Origin of the sequence: Mesorhizobium sp. M0751, assembly GCF_040320265.1 — a bacterium.
Taxonomy (GTDB): Bacteria; Pseudomonadota; Alphaproteobacteria; order Rhizobiales; family Rhizobiaceae; genus Mesorhizobium.
In genome coordinates this window covers 1-16366 of sequence record NZ_JAMYPH010000025.1, presented here as the reverse complement: position 1 = coordinate 16366, position 16366 = coordinate 1, and the positions used below count along the sequence as shown (strand labels likewise).

14 protein-coding genes and 2 pseudogenes are annotated in these 16366 nt (G+C 62.4%); 12 read left to right on the top strand and 4 right to left on the bottom strand.

Annotated features, from left to right (window positions below; genetic code table 11):
- Positions 1 to 45 precede the first annotated feature (45 nt).
- The 3 genes and pseudogenes from NKI19_RS28125 to NKI19_RS28115 all read left to right on the top strand — a co-directional run.
- Positions 46 to 567: a hypothetical protein gene (locus NKI19_RS28125; protein ID WP_352492645.1), complete on the top strand. Its 522-nt coding sequence runs from the start codon at positions 46 to 48 to the stop codon at positions 565 to 567.
- Positions 568 to 660: 93 nt separating this feature from the next.
- The gene (locus NKI19_RS28120; protein ID WP_352951259.1) at positions 661 to 1041 is read left to right on the top strand and encodes a hypothetical protein; all 381 of its coding nucleotides are present in this window, start codon (positions 661 to 663) and stop codon (positions 1039 to 1041) included.
- Positions 1042 to 1068: 27 nt separating this feature from the next.
- Positions 1069 to 1654 (top strand): annotated as a pseudogene (locus NKI19_RS28115) (hypothetical protein); the annotation flags it as partial.
- Positions 1655 to 1658: 4 nt separating this feature from the next.
- Here NKI19_RS28115 and NKI19_RS28110 read toward each other — a convergent pair.
- The 3 genes and pseudogenes from NKI19_RS28110 to NKI19_RS28100 all read right to left on the bottom strand — a co-directional run.
- Positions 1659 to 2606 (bottom strand): retron St85 family RNA-directed DNA polymerase, encoded by a 948-nt coding sequence (locus NKI19_RS28110; protein WP_352565235.1) that lies wholly within the window; start codon positions 2604 to 2606, stop codon positions 1659 to 1661.
- Positions 2606 to 3568: a retron St85 family effector protein gene (locus tag NKI19_RS28105; RefSeq protein ID WP_352565234.1), complete on the bottom strand. Its 963-nt coding sequence runs from the start codon at positions 3566 to 3568 to the stop codon at positions 2606 to 2608. The genes NKI19_RS28110 and NKI19_RS28105 overlap by 1 nt, the downstream gene beginning before the upstream one ends.
- 538 nt (positions 3569 to 4106) lie before the next feature.
- Positions 4107 to 4340 (bottom strand): annotated as a pseudogene (locus NKI19_RS28100) (ABC transporter permease); the annotation flags it as partial.
- Between the two features lie 110 nt (positions 4341 to 4450).
- On the opposite strand from NKI19_RS28100, the gene NKI19_RS28095 reads away from it, so the two are divergent.
- On the top strand, positions 4451 to 5050 hold the full coding sequence (locus NKI19_RS28095) for an ANTAR domain-containing response regulator (protein WP_352483956.1): 600 nt from the start codon (positions 4451 to 4453) through the stop codon (positions 5048 to 5050).
- Positions 5051 to 5052: 2 nt separating this feature from the next.
- Positions 5053 to 6291, top strand: coding sequence for a CmpA/NrtA family ABC transporter substrate-binding protein (locus tag NKI19_RS28090; protein ID WP_352487933.1), 1239 nt, complete (start codon positions 5053 to 5055; stop codon positions 6289 to 6291).
- 244 nt (positions 6292 to 6535) lie between these two features.
- On the opposite strand, the gene NKI19_RS28085 is transcribed toward NKI19_RS28090, so the two are convergent.
- Entirely contained in the window at positions 6536 to 6658 is a 123-nt protein-coding gene (locus NKI19_RS28085) for a hypothetical protein (protein WP_352487935.1), read from the bottom strand.
- On the opposite strand from NKI19_RS28085, the gene NKI19_RS28080 reads away from it, so the two are divergent.
- The 7 genes from NKI19_RS28080 to NKI19_RS28050 form a co-directional block, all read left to right on the top strand.
- Positions 6645 to 7961, top strand: coding sequence for a CmpA/NrtA family ABC transporter substrate-binding protein (locus NKI19_RS28080; protein ID WP_352487937.1), 1317 nt, complete (start codon positions 6645 to 6647; stop codon positions 7959 to 7961). The two genes, NKI19_RS28085 and NKI19_RS28080, sit on opposite strands and share 14 nt — an antisense overlap.
- Positions 7962 to 8037: 76 nt before the next feature.
- Positions 8038 to 8934, top strand: a complete 897-nt coding sequence (ntrB, locus tag NKI19_RS28075) for a nitrate ABC transporter permease (protein ID WP_352565232.1) — start codon at positions 8038 to 8040, stop codon at positions 8932 to 8934.
- A 10-nt stretch (positions 8935 to 8944) separates the two neighbouring features.
- A complete protein-coding gene (locus tag NKI19_RS28070; RefSeq protein ID WP_352487941.1) occupies positions 8945 to 9742 on the top strand; it encodes an ABC transporter ATP-binding protein in 798 nt (265 codons plus the stop codon).
- A gap of 545 nt (positions 9743 to 10287) precedes the next feature.
- Positions 10288 to 11589 carry an MFS transporter gene (locus NKI19_RS28065; RefSeq protein WP_352487943.1) on the top strand — a complete coding sequence of 434 codons (1302 nt, stop codon included), beginning with the start codon at positions 10288 to 10290 and terminating at the stop codon, positions 11587 to 11589.
- Positions 11590 to 11608: 19 nt separating this feature from the next.
- Positions 11609 to 14059 carry a nitrite reductase large subunit NirB gene (gene nirB, locus NKI19_RS28060; RefSeq protein WP_352487945.1) on the top strand — a complete coding sequence of 817 codons (2451 nt, stop codon included), beginning with the start codon at positions 11609 to 11611 and terminating at the stop codon, positions 14057 to 14059.
- Positions 14060 to 14125: 66 nt separating this feature from the next.
- Positions 14126 to 14455 (top strand): nitrite reductase small subunit NirD, encoded by a 330-nt coding sequence (gene nirD, locus NKI19_RS28055; protein WP_352487947.1) that lies wholly within the window; start codon positions 14126 to 14128, stop codon positions 14453 to 14455.
- A gap of 3 nt (positions 14456 to 14458) precedes the next feature.
- A partial coding sequence (locus NKI19_RS28050; RefSeq protein WP_352951258.1) for a molybdopterin-dependent oxidoreductase occupies positions 14459 to 16366 on the top strand: 1908 nt, incomplete at its 3' end.

Here is a 16366-nt window from a genome sequence, read left to right as displayed (position 1 = left end):
GCAAGTCGCGAGCGGTTTCATGCGCATTTTCGAAGGAGGTTTGCGATGAAAATGTCCCGTTTTTTGAACACCGGCGCTGCGGCATGGCTGGTTGGAGCCCTGCTCAGCCTTGCCGCGCTCGGCGTCACGAAAGCGGAGGCTGCCGACATGCGCCAATTGTGCCGCCAGGTGCGCAACAACGACACGATCCAGGACTATTCGCCCGCGCTTCGTGACGAGACGGTCCAGGCTTTCAAGGCGCTGGCTCCGGACGCTCAAATTGCGCCGGACGATTCCGAACTGCGGGCACAGGCCCAATATCGCTGCATGGACGGCAAGGTCATGGTTTGCTTCGTCGGCGCCAACCTGCCCTGCACCAAGATGAACGCGGCACGCGACAATCCTGGTGCGGATGAGTTCTGCCGGCAGAATCCAAACGCGCAAGACGTTCCAGCCGTCGCCACGGGTCACGATACCGTTTATTCCTATCGATGCCGCAACGGCCAAGCTGAAATAGCAGACGACTTGTGGGAACTCGACGAACGCGGCTTCGCGAAGAAGCTTTGGGCCGAGCTACCCGATCGCTAAGTCCGCTCACGCTGCTGCGCGCCTGTTTTGGCTTGGGCTAGCCGGAGGATCGGAATGGGTCTCGACCTGGCAGTTTTCAAAAGCGCTTCGACCATGGAGCCGGAATTCCCCGGCTATCGCTTTCAGCGGGAACCGACAACGGGCGAATGCGAGGTGATTCATCCCGAGGGCGTAGATCTCACCTTGGACGCTGTCACGGTGTCCAACTGGCGTGTCGGAAACATCGCCCACGTAGGCAGGCTCAGGGAGGCGATTGCCGGCCTTCTCGGCGAAGGCTCGGCCTTGGAACGGATTGTCCTCTATTCCGGCAGCCACGCCGGAGACGTGATCGACGAGCCGAGTTTCGGCGAGCTTGAGCGCGAATTGCGCCTGCTCGAATCCAGCACCGACGCATGGGTTCGGGAATTTGCCGATGGACTATCGGAATTGATCCGCATGGCACGGCGCGAGAAAAACCCTATCGTGTTTGTATGACCGGCAAGCCAAGCAGAGCCCCCATGGCGGACCCTTCTCGATATAGACATGGCGCGCGCCGCCGATCTCCTCGGCATGGAGCGGCGCCAGGCGGAAGCTTTTCGCGACCTGGAGCGCGGGCAATTCATGGCGCTCGGCCCGGCGCTGTCGCGCCGGCCTCGGCTCCGACATCGCCGGCGACGACGCATGGCAGGACGTCTCGGCGCGCGCCTCGCTGCTGCCCGAGGATATGCAGGGCGTCTTCATGATGATCGCCCGCGCCGCCAAGGAGGGCTGGCCCTGCCCGAGCGACGCTGCGATCGCCCGCGCCTACGGCTCGCACTCGCTACGCCGCGCCCGGCGCCTGCTGAGCTACATCGAGGAGCAGGGGGTGATCGTCTGCCAGCTCGACGGGGTCGGACGCCGGACGGTGACGCTGGTGGAACTGGCCTGGGCGACAGCGCCGGGCGATCCGAATGCCGAGGAGGTGGATCAGGGGAGTGCGGTGGGGTGGGCGGAGAGTCTGCTTCGCGCGAAAAGGCGACGTTTGATATGCCGGCCGCGAACGTCGCGGTTCATGACCTTACAGCGTCCGTGCGCCGCGCAAACGCACAGCTCGCGCCCTGAAACATAATGTCCTAGCGTTGGCGCTTGGGAATAGGGAATGCCTGGATTTTCTGGATAATGCTCGCGCCGAAGCGGTTCCGCAGCGTCGTAATAAACTCAGGTTCGACGCTATTTACGAAACCTAGCATGCCCTTCAAGTTTGCTAGCTCATCGCCATCCAGCCCACCCTTGCTAGCTCTATACACGGCGGTATGAAGCTCGCGTTTTCGTGTGTGCCCTACTGACACTGCTCCGTCGTTTGTCAAAGTGAGCCCCGTCACACGCCGTCCGTATTTCGTTGTCACGCGGGTTGTCTTGCCCTCATTGATGACAAGCTTAGGGCGCTCGATCAGCTTGATTACCTTCCGGACGGCCTTCTCGACATTGACGAGATAGCCCGTCCGTGAAGCAGAGAAGGTGAGGTCGTCCGCGTAACGGGTGTATGTCACTTGGTCTTTGGAAACCTCTTTGCTAATAGCCTCGTCGAAGTCCCACAACAAGGCATTGGAGACAGTTGGTGACGAAGGAGCCCCGATAGCCAATCGTAAGACCGAGCTTCCCTTGGGCCGGTGGAAAATCAGTTGTGAGGTCAGATGGATATCTGTGGATGAGGCAAGGGCGCCCGTAATCTCGCAATAGCGAGACCAGTCAGTAGCCTTAATCGATGGGAAAAAGTCTGCGAAATCCATCTTCAGGATTGGCCCATGTCCAGCATGACGCCGCGCATTCTCCTTTATGGACATACCTTCACGATAGGCAGTCGCAGCATCATGAATTGGCAGCTTGCTGAGAAGCACATCGACCAATGCCCTCTGCAATATCTTCACTTCCTTGGCGGGCTGGGAGATACGTCGAAAACCTCCAGAGCGCTTCGGTATCATGTAGGTTTTATACCTAACAGGGGCGGTTCGCATGATGCGCTCCACCAAGTTGGTATCCATACCAGTCTCAATGGCTAGTATATCGACGATGCCGCTCATCACAGAGCGCTCTTTAACGCAGTTTGGATGCTGCTAAATCTAACGGGTTCCTTATTCTTCCAATACTCGATTACCCTTGCGCGCCAGCGGGCCCGGTCTTTTTCATCCGGCGGCAAATCTGTTCGAAGTCGGTAAGTGACCGCCTCTTCCATGTCAGGCAACGCGCAGTAGTACTCACTAATTCCGCGCTTATCTCGGACGATCCAGCAGGCATTGATTGCACAGCTCAAGTAGTCAGCAATCTTATAAAATGGAACCTTTAAATCCATAACGTACAGGAGGATATCAATCTCGTCTTCGGTCAGCGCCCCATAATGCTGTATCAAGCCGACAATCAACTTAATGACATGACCGGCTCGCTCAGGATTGAACGTCGTATGTTCTCTGTACTCAGCTTTCCGCTTTTCAATTGCGGGAATAAGCGCTTCGGCCAAACGGTCAAGGCTCACATCCGCAACGCTGTTTATATTATTAATATTCAGATCTTGGCGATTTAGCACGCATACAGTAGACTTCCCGTGATTTTCCTGTAGGAAGAGAAGCGGGCCCAGCTTGATGAAAGACGGATCGCTGTAGTTCTTGTCGTCAATGACAACGAGCAGGCGGGTGGCGATTTCCTCGACCACCGAAAACGCGCCTAGTTCAGCAACACTTCCATAGCTTTCTGAAAACAGAACGACCAAGTCGACTATCTGCGCGAATTCTCTCTCAAAACTCAGCCAGTCTTTGTAGGGCCCATCGGGCGCGAAGATTCTAAAATCTTCAGGCGTCACCGTAGAATATGACTTCAGGCCAGGCCGCCCGTAAATTTGGGTGTAAGCATCCCGCAAGGAGTTTGGCTTCGCCGTTTTGACGTCGATCTGGCCACCGCACAACAGGATGATTGGGGTGGGTGCGCGTACACGCAAAGTCGAGGCGTCGAAGCGCTCGACTAAATCGGCTATGTCGCCTCCGGCTATCACTTACCCTTGGAGGTGTGGAATAAGATGGGGTTTTACCGAGCGGAGCGGCCACCACCGGTGGCGGTATAACCACAGGTTGTTCCACACCGAATAAAACCTAACAATCGAATGAGGTCTGACGAAACGCCGGACCAAGCACGCAAGGTGCTTCTCGCGTAAGCTATGCACTGTCTCCCACCCCCACAGTCAGCTGTCAAGCGAGTGTGACCGTGTCTGACGTGGCAATCAATAGGCCCGCTTGGCACCGACGCTGTAATCGACAGCTATTGGCGTTTTCCTAGCAATATTTTCATAGTTATTTTTCGCGGCTTTGAGCCCGAAAAGTCTAGAAGCCTCTGCCAGGAGCGCTTCCCCGCCTGCAGCGCGATGACGCCGGGCCGAACGTCCCGCACAGCAGCCAGGTGACGAGGCCGCGCCCGTTGTGGCCGCGCAGGCCGACCTGCGTTTCTTAGTGCCTGCTTTAGCGCAAGCAGACCTACTCTCCTGAGACGTTCGGTGTCTGCAACGGGTTAAAGGCAGCCATTCACCTCCGCCTTCCCTACCTATCCTCAATAATCCGCAAATACGCCGCCGTCACAAACAGCACGATCAGCCCAAACAATATCCGCCGCGCCCCTTCGGGCATTGGCAGAATGGTCAGCAGCGTCGTCAGCACGGTCTGGGTGAGCGCGCAGATGATCGTGCCGGTGTAGCCGCCGCGGCCGCCGAAGATCGAGGTTCCGCCGACCACGCCGGCGGCTACCGAAGGCACCAGCGGCTCGGCGAGCGACAGCGGCGTCAAGGCGGCCGCCGCTCCCAATTCCTCAGGCGGCGCGCCGCCTTCGTTTCCATGAATCTCGCCATGCCGCATTGCACAATCGCCTCGCCTGCGCAAAATGCGGCATGATCCGCAAATCCCTCACTGTCCTGGTGATCGATGAAAACCACATCCGCGCTTCGATAATCGAAGCGGGACTGCGGGAGGCGGGTCATCAGCAGGTCACGGTCATCCATGACGTCGCCGGCATAGCGCGGCGGATCGCCGAGATCGAACCCGACGTGATCGTCATCGACCTCGAAAATCCCAATCGCGACATGCTCGAAAACATGTTCCAGCTTTCGCGCGTGGTAAAGCGGCCGATCGCCATGTTCGTCGACCGCTCGGACCAGGCTTCGATCGAGGCAGCGGTGGAAGCCGGGGTCTCTGCCTATGTCGTCGACGGCCTGCGTCAGGAGCGGGTCAAGCCGATCCTCGACATGGCGATCAGCCGCTTCAACGCGTTTTCGCGCATGGCGCGCGAACTGGAAGAGGCCCGCAGCGAATTGGAGAGCCGCAAGGTGATCGATCGCGCCAAGGGCATCCTGATGAAGTCGCGCGGCCTGTCGGAGGACGCGGCCTATACGCTGCTGCGCAAGACCGCCATGAACCAGAACCGCAAGATCGGCGAAATCGCCCAAAGCCTGGTGACGGCGGCAGGCCTGCTGGATCCCGAGGAGAGTTGACGATGGCGGCCGAGCACCGGATCAATGCTGGCTTCATGCCGCTCTTTGACAGCGCTGTCCTTGTCGCAGCGAAGGAAATCGGTTTCGCCCTGCGCGAAGGCATCGATTTGACGCTCAACCGGGAAACGTCCTGGGCCAACATCCGCGACCGCATCGCCATCGGCCATTTCGATCTCGCGCATATGCTGGGGCCGATGCCGATCGCCTGCAATCTGGGGCTGACGCCGCTCGCCTCCGACACGGTCGTGCCGTTCTCGCTCGGCCTCGGCGGCAATTGCGTCACCGTTTCGAACGCGGTCTGGGCAGGCATGGCCGCGCACGGCGCCCGACCCGACCTCGATCCGGCGCGGGCCGGCAGGGCGTTGGGTGCGCTGATCCGCGAACGGGCGAATGCCGGCGGCGATCCGCTGCGCTTCGCCGTTGTCCATCCGCACTCCGGGCACAATTACGAACTGCGCTACTGGCTCGCCGCCTGCGGCATCGACCCGTCGCATGAGATCGAAATCGTCATCGTGCCGCCCCCCTTCATGGCGGACGCACTCGCCGCCGGCAGGATCGACGGCTACTGCGTCGGCGAACCCTGGAACAGTGCTGCAGTCGTCGCCGGCACCGGCCACATCGCCACGGTCAAGGCGGCCATCTGGAAGACCAGCCCGGAGAAAGTCGTCGGCGTGCGCAAGGCATGGGCGGAAAAACAGCCGGACGCGCTCTCAGCCCTGCTGCGCGCGCTGCATCATGCGGCGCGCTGGTGCCAGGATCCGGCAAACCGCGGCGAACTCGCGGCCCTGATGGCGCAGCCGGCCTTCCTCGGCCTTGCGCCGGCGCTGCAGATGCCGATCCTCAGCGGCCATCTTGCGCTCGGCGGCGGCGCCGAACTCAGCGTCGGCGACTTCTTTCTGCCCTTCGACAAGGCGGCGAACTTCCCGTGGAAGAGCCATGCGCTGTGGTTCTACACGCAGATGGTGCGCTGGGGGCAGGTCAAGCACAGCGCCGCCAATATGGCGCTGGCACGCGAGACCTATCGGCCCGACCTCTATCGCGCGGCGCTGAAGCCGCTCGGCGTCGCTCTGCCGGGCGCCAATTCCAAGGTCGAGGGGGCGCTTACGGTTGCCACTCCGGTCGGCTCGGCCGGTGCCAGCCTGGTGCTCGGTCCCGACGGGTTCTTCGATGGCCAGATCTTCGATCCCGACGAGATCGACGCCTACATTGCCGGCCAGAAATTGGCGCGCACTGACGCCTGATCATTTCCGCGGCATTCTTGTGCACTGCACAAAAAATGTGCGTGCAAATGCGCTAATGAACAATCTTTGGCTTGCTCGCCCGGCGGGCCGGGGCGCCGAAGATTGTGGCATGTCGTTGATCTCATTGATGTTTGTCGTCCATTCCGAAACTGGCACGGTTCCTGCCTTGTAATAGGCAGACTCTTCTCGGAGTCACGGAATACGCGTCCAATGGCGGGCGCTACAGGCAAAGCTGCCGCTCAGGTCAACACGCGATCCCGGATGGACGGACGCGTGAGGCCTGGCCGGCGGCTTTTTTGTTTTCACGCAAATCGACGGCGCCGATCCCAAGCCGCGCCCAACCGGAGATGACGATGACGAAACGCATCAAGAGCCATTCCGCCCAAACGACGATCAGCCGCCGCGATTTCCTGAGGATCAGCGCGGCCACCGCCGCAACGCTGGCGGCGGCGCGTGCGCTGCTGCCCTCCGGCGCCTATGCGGCACCCGCCGCGCCGGAAGTCACCGGCGCCAAGCTCGGCTTCATTGCGCTGACCGATGCGGCGCCGCTGATGATTGCCAAGGAGAAAGGCCTGTTCGAAAAATTCGGCATGCCCGATGTCGAGGTGCTCAAGCAGGCCTCCTGGGGGGCGACGCGCGACAATCTGGTGCTCGGCGGCGAAGCCAACGGCATTGACGGCGCCCATATCCTGACGCCGATGCCTTATCTGATGCACACCGGCAAGGTGACGCAGAACAAGCAGCCGCTGCCGATGGCGATCGTGGCGCGGCTCAACTACGACTGCCAGGGCATTTCCGTCGCCCAGGAATATGCCGCCACCGGCGTCGGCCTCGATGCCTCCAAGCTGAAGGAAGCCTTCGCCGCCAAGAAGGCAGCAGGCAAGGAGGTCAAGGCCGCCATGACCTTCCCGGGCGGAACGCACGATCTCTGGCTGCGCTACTGGCTGGCCGCCGGCGGCATCGATCCCGACAAGGACGTTTCGACCATCGTCGTGCCGCCACCGCAGATGGTCGCCAACATGAAGGTCGGCAACATGGACGTGTTCTGCGTCGGCGAGCCGTGGAACGAGCAGCTCGTCCATCAGGGCGTCGGCTTCACCGCCGCCACCACGGGCGAGCTATGGAAGGGCCATCCGGAAAAGGCGCTCGGCCTGCGCGCTGCCTTCATCGACAAGTACCCGAACGCCACCAAGGCGATCCTGATGGCCGTCATGGAAGCCCAGCAATGGTGCGAGGCAAAAGAAAACAAGGACGAGATGGCCGCCATCATCGGCAAGCGGCAGTGGATGAACGTGCCGACCGCCGACATCATCGGCCGCCTCAAGGGCGACATCAATTACGGCAATGGCCGCGTCGCCAATGGCACCGACCTCTATATGAAGTTCTGGCAGGGCGGCGTGTCCTATCCCTTCAAGAGCCACGACAGCTGGTTCCTCGCCGAAAACATCCGCTGGGGCAAGTTTGCGCCGACCACCGACATCAAGGCGCTGGTCGGCCAGGTCAACCGTGAGGATTTGTGGCGCGAGGCGGCCAAGGATCTTGGTGTCGCCGCGGCCGATATTCCGGCGTCTTCGTCGCGCGGCCCCGAAACCTTCTTCGACGGCAAGATCTTCGATCCGGAGAACCCGTCCGCCTATCTCGACAGCCTCAAGATCAAGGTGTCGGCCTGAGCCTGACATAGACGCGCGGCAGGCGGTGGGCAGCGCCGGCTGCCTTGCACCTGCCGCCAAGGAGTTTTTCGAAAAAATGTCCATCCAAGCCATCGAGGACAGCAAGGTGAAGCCGTTCCCCGCGCCGGCCAAGCCCGCCGAAATCATCGCTTTCACCGCCAGGGCGCGGCGCCGCTTCGACCCGGCCGCGATCGCCGGCAAGCTGGCAAGCACGCTGGTGCCGCCGGTCATTGTCATCACCATCATGCTCGTCGTCTGGCAGGTCGCCTGTTCGTCGCCCACAGCCAGCCTGCCGCCGCCAAGCCAGGTGTGGAACGAAGCCTATGACCTGATCGCCCACCCGTTCTTCGACAATGGCCCGCAGGATATCGGGCTCGCCTGGCGGGTGCTGATGTCGCTGCAGCGCGTCGCCATGGGCTTCGGCCTGGCGGCAATCGTCGGCGTCGCGCTCGGCGCGCTCGTCGGCCAGTCGATCTGGGCGATGCGCGGGCTCGATCCGGTCTTCCAGATCCTGCGCACGGTGCCGCCGCTCGCCTGGCTGCCGCTCTCGCTGGCGGCGTTCCGCGATTCCAGCCCGTCGGCGATCTTCGTCATCTTCATCACCTCGATCTGGCCCATCATCATCAACACCGCGGTCGGTGTCCGCAACATCCCCGAGGACTACCGCAACGTCGCCCGTATCCTCAGGCTCAACCAGTTCGAGTTCTTCGTGAAGATCATGGTACCGGCGGCCGCGCCTTACATCTTCACCGGATTGCGGATCGGCATCGGCCTGTCGTGGCTGGCGATCGTCGCCGCCGAAATGCTGACCGGCGGCGTCGGCATCGGCTTCTTCATCTGGGACGCGTGGAACTCGTCTCGCCTGCCTGACATCATCGTCGCGCTCGCCTATATCGGCGTCACCGGCTTCTGCCTCGACCGCCTGGTCGCGGCGGTCGGCGTCTTCGTCACCCGCGGCACAACGGCAAAGTGAGGAGAGCGCCATGACGGCCTATCTGAAGCTCGACCACATCGACAAATCCTTCGCCCGCGGCAGCCAGGTCAGCGACGTCCTGAAGGACATCCGGCTGACCATCGACAAGGGCGAATTCGTCTCCATCATCGGCCATTCAGGCTGCGGCAAGTCGACCTTGCTCAACCTGATCGCCGGCCTGACCAAGGTCTCGGCCGGCGCCGTTCTGCTCGAGGACAAGGAGGTCGACAGCCCCGGCCCGGAACGCGCCGTGGTGTTCCAGAACCACAGCCTGCTGCCATGGCTGACCGTTTACGAAAACATCAATTTAGCAGTCACGAAGGTCTTTGGCCGGAGCAAGAGCCGGGCCGAGCGGCATGACTGGATCATGCGCAATCTCGATCTCGTGCAGATGGCGCATGCCAAGGACAAACGTCCGGCCGAGATATCGGGCGGCATGAAGCAGCGCGTCGGCATCGCCCGGGCGCTGGCAATGGAGCCGAAGATCCTGCTGCTCGACGAGCCCTTCGGCGCGCTCGACGCGCTGACGCGCGCCCATCTTCAGGACGCGGTGATGGATATCCATTCCAGGCTCGGCTCGACGACGATCATGATCACCCATGATGTCGACGAGGCGGTGCTGTTGTCCGACCGCATCGTGATGATGACCAACGGCCCGGCGGCCACCATTGGTGAGGTTCTTCCCGTGCCGCTAGCCCGGCCGCGCCGGCGCATCGAGCTTTCCTCCGACCGCACCTTCCTGCGCTGCCGCGAGGCGGTGCTGAAATTCCTTTACGAACGCCACCGCTTCGTCGAAGCCGCGGAGTAAGGCGATAACCGGAAACTCGTCATCATCATTGGCAATCTGCATCGGCAATGGGCAATCTACCGCATTGCACAAATATTATGCTGCTGTGCAAGGCATTCTGACTAATCTTTGATCCGCTGCCGAGCTTGGTCAAAAATAGCCCGGCTCCAGTTCACATTGATTTCATTCGATAATTCAGAGCGCTGTCGAATTGGCACGCTTCCTGCTTTTCGAAATGTAGGTCCGCAAGGGCCAAGTGACACGGCGTCCAATGGCGGGCGCCACAGGCAAAGCTGCCGCTCAGGTCCACACGCGCTCCCGGAAACCCCGGACGCGAAGACCTGGCCGGCGGCTTTTTTGTTTTGACGAAATCGACGGCGCTGGTCCCAAGCGGCGCCCAACCGGAGACGACGACGATGAAACGGATCGGAACTGGCGCGTCCCTCGCGGACTTCACACGCGCGATTTTCTGGCCGTCAGCGCGCTGACCGCGATGCCGCGCCGCTGACAGTCGCGAACGAACAGACAAGGGCGGTGCCTCCCACGCCGCAAAACGGAGCCAGAAAATGACCGCAAATCTCCCAGCAGCGCCCAGCCAGGACAGTGCTCCCCGGCAGGCGCTTGCCATGTCCACCATCGCCTTCACCGTCTGCTTCGCGGTGTGGACGATCTTTTCAATCATCGGCGTGCGCATAAAGCAGGAGCTGGGCCTGAACGAGACGGAGTTCGGCCTGCTCGTCGGCACGCCGATCCTCACCGGCTCGCTCGTGCGTATGGTGCTCGGTGTCTGGACCGACCGTTTTGGCGGACGGCTGGTATACACCGCGACCATGCTTGCGGCGGCGGTCGCGACCTTTTTGCTCGCTTTTGCGCACACCTACGGGCAGATGCTGGTCGCTGCGCTAGGCGTTGGGCTCGCCGGCGGTTCCTTCGCCGTCGGTGTCGCCTATGTCTCGCGCTTCTTCCCGGCCGGCAAGCAGGGCACGGCGCTTGGCATTTTCGGTGTCGGCAATGTCGGCGCCGCGGTCACCAAGTTCCTGGCACCGTTCGTGCTTCTCTCCTGGGGCTGGCAGTCGGTCGCGCTGATCTGGGCGGCAGCACTCGTCGTCATGGCCGCCGTCTTCTGGTTCACGACCGGCGACGATCCGGTCATCCGCGAGCGCCGCGCCGGCAAGGCAGCGCCCGCGAGAAGCTTCTGGCAGGAATTCGCGCCGCTCAAGAACCTGCAGGTCTGGCGCTTCGCCTTTTATTATTTCTTCGCCTTCGGTGCATTCGTGGCGCTCTCGCTGTGGCTGCCCCGCTACCTGATCGGCGTCTACGGCTTCGGGCTTGCGACCGCCGGCATGATCGGAGCGGCCTATTCAATTCCGGCAAGTATTTTCCGCGCCTATGGCGGCGTGCTTTCCGACCGGATCGGCGCCCGCACCGTGCTCTACTGGACCTTCGCTGTCAGTGCCGCCGCGACTCTCGTTCTGTCTCTCCCCTCGGCAGACTACGTCGTGCGCGGTGTCAGCGGGCCGATCGCCTTCCATTTCGAGGTCGGCCCGCTCGCCTTCATAGCCGTTGCATGTGTGCTCGGCTTCTTCATGAGCCTTGGCAAGGCTGCCGTCTACAAGCACATCCCGGCTTACTATCCGCAGAGTGTCGGCGCGGTCGGCGGCGTTGTCGGCATGATTGGCGGGCTCGGCGGCTTTATCCTGCCAATCGTCTTCGGCGCGCTCAACGACCTCACCGGCGTCTGGTCGAGCTGCTTCATGCTGCTCTTCGTCATCGTCGCCACCTGCTTTGCCTGGATGCATTTTTCCATCCGGCGGATGGAGCGCACGGCGTCTGACGAAGCGTCAGGCCTTTCCTACGCGGCTGAGTGAGACCGGAGTGGATCAGGACATGACCGAGAAACTCGTTATCATCGGCAACGGCATGGCCCCCGGGCGCATGCTGGAGCACCTCCTGGAAAAGGCGCCTGGGCGCTACCAGGTCACCATCTTCAACGCCGAGCCGCGCGTGAACTACGACCGCATCATGCTGTCGCCGGTTCTGTCGGGCGAAAAGGCCTATGAGGAGATCATCATCCATGGCGACGGCTGGTACATCAAGCACGGCATCACCCTCTACAAGGGCCACAAGATCGTCGCCATCGACCGGCAGGCAAAGACCGTCACCTCCGATCATGGCGTGACCGAGCCCTACGACAAGCTCGTCATCGCCACCGGTTCGGTGCCGTTTATCATTCCGGTGCCAGGCCATGATCTGCCGGGCGTGCTCACGTATCGCGATCTCGACGACGTCCGGGCGATGATGCTTGCCGCCCAGTCGCGGGCCAAGGCGGTGGTTATCGGCGGCGGCCTGCTCGGCCTGGAAGCGGCTGCGGGTCTGAACGCGCAAGGTATGGACGTCACCGTGCTGCACGTCATGCCGACGCTGATGGAGCGTCAGCTCGATCCGGCCGCCGGCTATCTCCTGCAGCGCGCCGTCGAGCAGCGCGGCATCAAGGTCATCACGAAGGCCAACACCCAGGCGATCACCGGCAACGGCAAGGTCGAGCGGGTGGAGCTTGCCGACGGCACCATCATCCCGGCGACGCTTGTCGTCATGGCGGTGGGCATCAGGCCGAATGCGGCGCTGGCCAAGGAAGCCGGCATTGCCGTCAATCGCGGCATTGTCGTCGACGCCGGCATGCGCAGCAACGATCCCGACATCTATGCAATCGGCGAATGCGCCGAGGTCAACGGCCAGGTCTACGGGCTGGTCGCGCCGCTCTACGAGATGGCGCGCGTCGCCGCCAGCCATCTGGCCGGCAATGAGGCAGCGGCTTTCGTCCACATGGACACGCCGACCAAGCTCAAGGTCACCGGCATCGAGCTGTTTTCGCTCGGCGACTTCGCCGAGGGCGATGACCGCCAGGAGATCGTGCTGCGCGATGCCGCAGCCGGCGTCTACAAGCGCCTGGTGCTCAAGGACGACCGCATCATCGGCACCGTGCTTTATGGCGAGACGGCGGACGGCGCCTGGTTCAACGACCTCAAGAAGAAGCAGACCGACATATCCGAGATGCGCGACACGCTCATCTTCGGCCAGTCCTACCAGGGAGGCGCCCCCCTGGACCCTATGGCGGCCGTTGCAGCCTTGCCGGATGATGCGGAAATCTGCGGTTGCAACGGCGTATGCAAGGGAAAGATCACCGGCGCGATCACGGCCAAGGGCCTGACCTCGCTCGATGACGTGCGCGCACACACCAAGGCGTCGGCTTCGTGCGGTTCCTGCACCGGATTGGTCGAAAAGCTGATGGTGCTGACCATCGGCGACAAATACAACCCCGCGGCGGTCCAGCCGATGTGCAGCTGCACCACGCTTGGCCATGATGAGGTCCGCCGGCTGATCAAGGCCAAGGGCCTGAAGACCATTCCCGCCGTTATGCAGGAGCTGGAGTGGAAAACCTCCTGCGGCTGCGCCAAATGCCGGCCGGCGCTCAACTATTACCTCGTCTGCGACTGGCCCGACGAATACGCCGACGATTACCAGTCGCGCTTCATCAACGAGCGCGTCCACGCCAACATCCAGAAGGACGGCACCTACTCGGTGGTGCCGCGCATGTGGGGGGGCGTCACCAACGCCGCCGAATTACGCGCCATCGCCGACGTCGTCGACAAGTTCGAGATCCCGATGGTCAAGGTCACCGGCGGCCAGCGCATCGACATGCTCGGCATCCGCAAGGAAGACCTGCCGGCGGTATGGGCCGATCTCGGCCAGGCTGGCTTCGTCTCCGGCCACGCCTATGCCAAGGGACTGCGCACGGTGAAGACCTGCGTCGGCTCGGACTGGTGCCGCTTCGGCACGCAGGATTCGACCGGCTTGGGCATCCGCATCGAAAAATTCATGTGGGGCTCGTGGACCCCGGCCAAGGTCAAGATGGCGGTCTCGGGCTGCCCGAGGAACTGCGCCGAGGCGACCTGCAAGGATGTCGGCGTGATCTGCGTCGACAGTGGCTACGAGATCCACTTCGCCGGCGCCGCTGGCCTCGACATCAAGGGCACCGAAGTGCTCGGCCTGGTCAAGACCGAGGACGAGGCGCTGGAGCATATCGTCGCGCTGACGCAGATGTATCGCGAGCAGGGCCGCTATCTCGAGCGTATCTACAAATGGGCCAAGCGCGTCGGCATCGCCGAGATCAAGCGCCAGATCATGGACGATGGCGAGAAGCGCAAAGCCTATTTCGACCGCTTCGTCTTTTCGCAGAAATTCGCCCAGGTCGACCCGTGGTCGGAACGTGCTTCCGGCAAAGACAAGCATGAATTCCGGCCCATGGCTTCGGTCGGCTTTGCGCAGGCGGCGGAGTAGGCGCGTGTTGCCGAAAAGTGGAATGCGGTTTTCGGACAAGAACACGCGCAAAAGAGGAATAGCCACATGAACTGGGTATCGATAGGCACGCTCTCGGACATTCCGCGTCGCGGCGCGCGCTGCGTCGCCACGCCCGAAGGAAAGATCGCCGTCTTCCGCACGGCCGACGATCAGGTCTTTGCCATCGACGACCATTGTCCACACAAAGGTGGGCCGCTCAGCCAGGGCATCGTCCATGGCACGGCGGTGACCTGTCCCTTGCACAATTGGGTGATCTCGCTGGAGACAGGCAAGGCGCTCGGTGCGGACGAGGGTGTGGTGCGCACCATTGCGGTCCGGATCGACGGCGAGCGGCTGTTCATTGCGCTGGAAGCGCTGGCCAGCCGCGCGGCGTGAACCATGCAGATTGATGAAGCGCGCGAGGTGAGGACCACCTGCCCCTATTGTGGGGTGGGTTGCGGCGTGCTGGCGAAGGTCGCCGCGAACGGCGAAATAACCGTTCGTGGCGACCCGGACCACCCGGCGAATTTCGGCCGGCTCTGCTCCAAAGGCTCGGCGCTGGCCGAGACCATCGACCTCGACGGCAGGTTGCTATACCCGGAGATCCACGGTCGCCGCACCGACTGGGATGAAGCGCTCGACCTTGTCGCTTCGACCTTCTCGCAAACCATAGCCGAGCACGGCCCCGGTTCGGTCGCCTTTTATGTTTCCGGCCAGTTGCTGACCGAGGACTATTACGTCGCCAACAAGCTGATGAAGGGCTTCATCGGCTCGGCCAATATCGACACCAATTCGCGCCTGTGCATGGCCTCGTCGGTCGCCGGCCACCGCCGCGCCTTTGGCTCGGACACCGTTCCGGGAAATTACGAGGATCTGGAACTTGCCGACCTGATCGTGCTGGTCGGCTCCAATCTCGCCTGGTGCCATCCGGTACTCTACCAGCGCATTGCCGCCGCCCGGGAAAAGCGGCCCGAGATGAAGGTGGTGCTGATCGACCCACGCCGCACCATGACGTCGGATATCGCGGACATACATCTGGCGATCGCGCCCGATGGCGACGTCGCTTTGTTCACCGGGCTGCTCGCCTATCTCGGCCAGCACAACGCGCTGGACCGCACCTATATCACGGCGCACACGACCGGCTTCGGGCAAGCGCTTTTCGCCGCCTCGGCGCTCGACCTTGCCGGCATCGCGGCGGCCACGGGTCTCAGTGAGGACGAACTGGCCCGCTTCTACAGCCTGTTTGCCGCGACGGCGAAGACGGTGACCGTCTACAGCCAGGGCGTGAACCAGTCGTCTTCGGGCACCGACAAGGTCAACGCCATCATCAACTGCCATCTGGCCACCGGCCGCATCGGCAAGCCCGGCGCCGGGCCGTTTTCGGTGACCGGTCAGCCCAACGCCATGGGCGGCCGCGAGGTCGGCGGCATGGCCAACATGCTGGCCGCCCACATGGAGATCGAAAACCCCGCGCACCGCAACCGTGTGCAGCGCTTCTGGAATGCCCCAACCGTCGCCGAAAAACCCGGCCTGAAAGCGGTCGAGATGTTCCAGGCGGTGGCCGACGGTCGCATCAAGGCGCTGTGGATCATGGCCACCAACCCGGTCGATTCGATGCCGGATGCCGATGCCGTCGAAGCGGCGATCAAGGCCTGCCCGTTTGTCGTGGTGTCGGACGTGCTGGGCGAGACCGATACGGTCCGCCACGCCCATGTCCGGCTGCCGGCGGCGGCATGGGGCGAGAAGGACGGCACCGTCACCAATTCGGAGCGCCGCATCTCGCGCCAGCGGGCTTTCTTGGCCAGACCCGGCGAGGCAAGGCCAGATTGGTGGATCATCGCTGAAGTCGCCAAGCGGATGGGCTTTGGCGAGGCATTTTCCCATGTGTCGCCGGCCGACATCTTCGCCGAGCATGCCGCGTTGTCGGGTTTCGAGAATGACGGCGCGCGCGATTTTACTATAGGCGCGTATGCCGGGATTGATGCAGGGACCTATGAGAAGTTGGCGCCATTCCAATGGCCAGCGCCGAGCCAAGGCACCCCCCTCTGGCCTGCCGGCCATCTCCTCCGCAAGGGGGGAGATTGGATGTCGCCACCGGCTTCGCAAATCGTCACCGTTGCTGAAAAGGCGGTGCCGGCAAAGCTGCCAATCTCCCCCCTTGCGGGGGAGATGGCCGGCAGGCCAGAGGGGGGTGCCTGGCGCCAGCCGGAGGACAAAAGCACCCGCTTCTTCGCCAACGGCAATTTCTACACGCCCGATGGCAAGGCGCGCTTCATTGCCATCCGCCCAGCCGCACAAACCCGCACC

Coding starts and splice junctions, on each gene's coding strand:
- NKI19_RS28125 (WP_352492645.1), top strand. CDS start 46: ATGAAAATGTCCCGTTTTTTGAACACCGGCGCTGCGGCATGGCTGGTT.
- NKI19_RS28120 (WP_352951259.1), top strand. CDS start 661: ATGGAGCCGGAATTCCCCGGCTATCGCTTTCAGCGGGAACCGACAACG.
- NKI19_RS28110 (WP_352565235.1), bottom strand. CDS start 2,606: ATGAGCGGCATCGTCGATATACTAGCCATTGAGACTGGTATGGATACC.
- NKI19_RS28095 (WP_352483956.1), top strand. CDS start 4,451: ATGATCCGCAAATCCCTCACTGTCCTGGTGATCGATGAAAACCACATC.
- NKI19_RS28090 (WP_352487933.1), top strand. CDS start 5,053: ATGGCGGCCGAGCACCGGATCAATGCTGGCTTCATGCCGCTCTTTGAC.
- NKI19_RS28080 (WP_352487937.1), top strand. CDS start 6,645: ATGACGAAACGCATCAAGAGCCATTCCGCCCAAACGACGATCAGCCGC.
- NKI19_RS28085 (WP_352487935.1), bottom strand. CDS start 6,658: ATGCGTTTCGTCATCGTCATCTCCGGTTGGGCGCGGCTTGGGATCGGC.
- ntrB (WP_352565232.1), top strand. CDS start 8,038: ATGTCCATCCAAGCCATCGAGGACAGCAAGGTGAAGCCGTTCCCCGCG.
- NKI19_RS28070 (WP_352487941.1), top strand. CDS start 8,945: ATGACGGCCTATCTGAAGCTCGACCACATCGACAAATCCTTCGCCCGC.
- NKI19_RS28065 (WP_352487943.1), top strand. CDS start 10,288: ATGACCGCAAATCTCCCAGCAGCGCCCAGCCAGGACAGTGCTCCCCGG.
- nirB (WP_352487945.1), top strand. CDS start 11,609: ATGACCGAGAAACTCGTTATCATCGGCAACGGCATGGCCCCCGGGCGC.
- nirD (WP_352487947.1), top strand. CDS start 14,126: ATGAACTGGGTATCGATAGGCACGCTCTCGGACATTCCGCGTCGCGGC.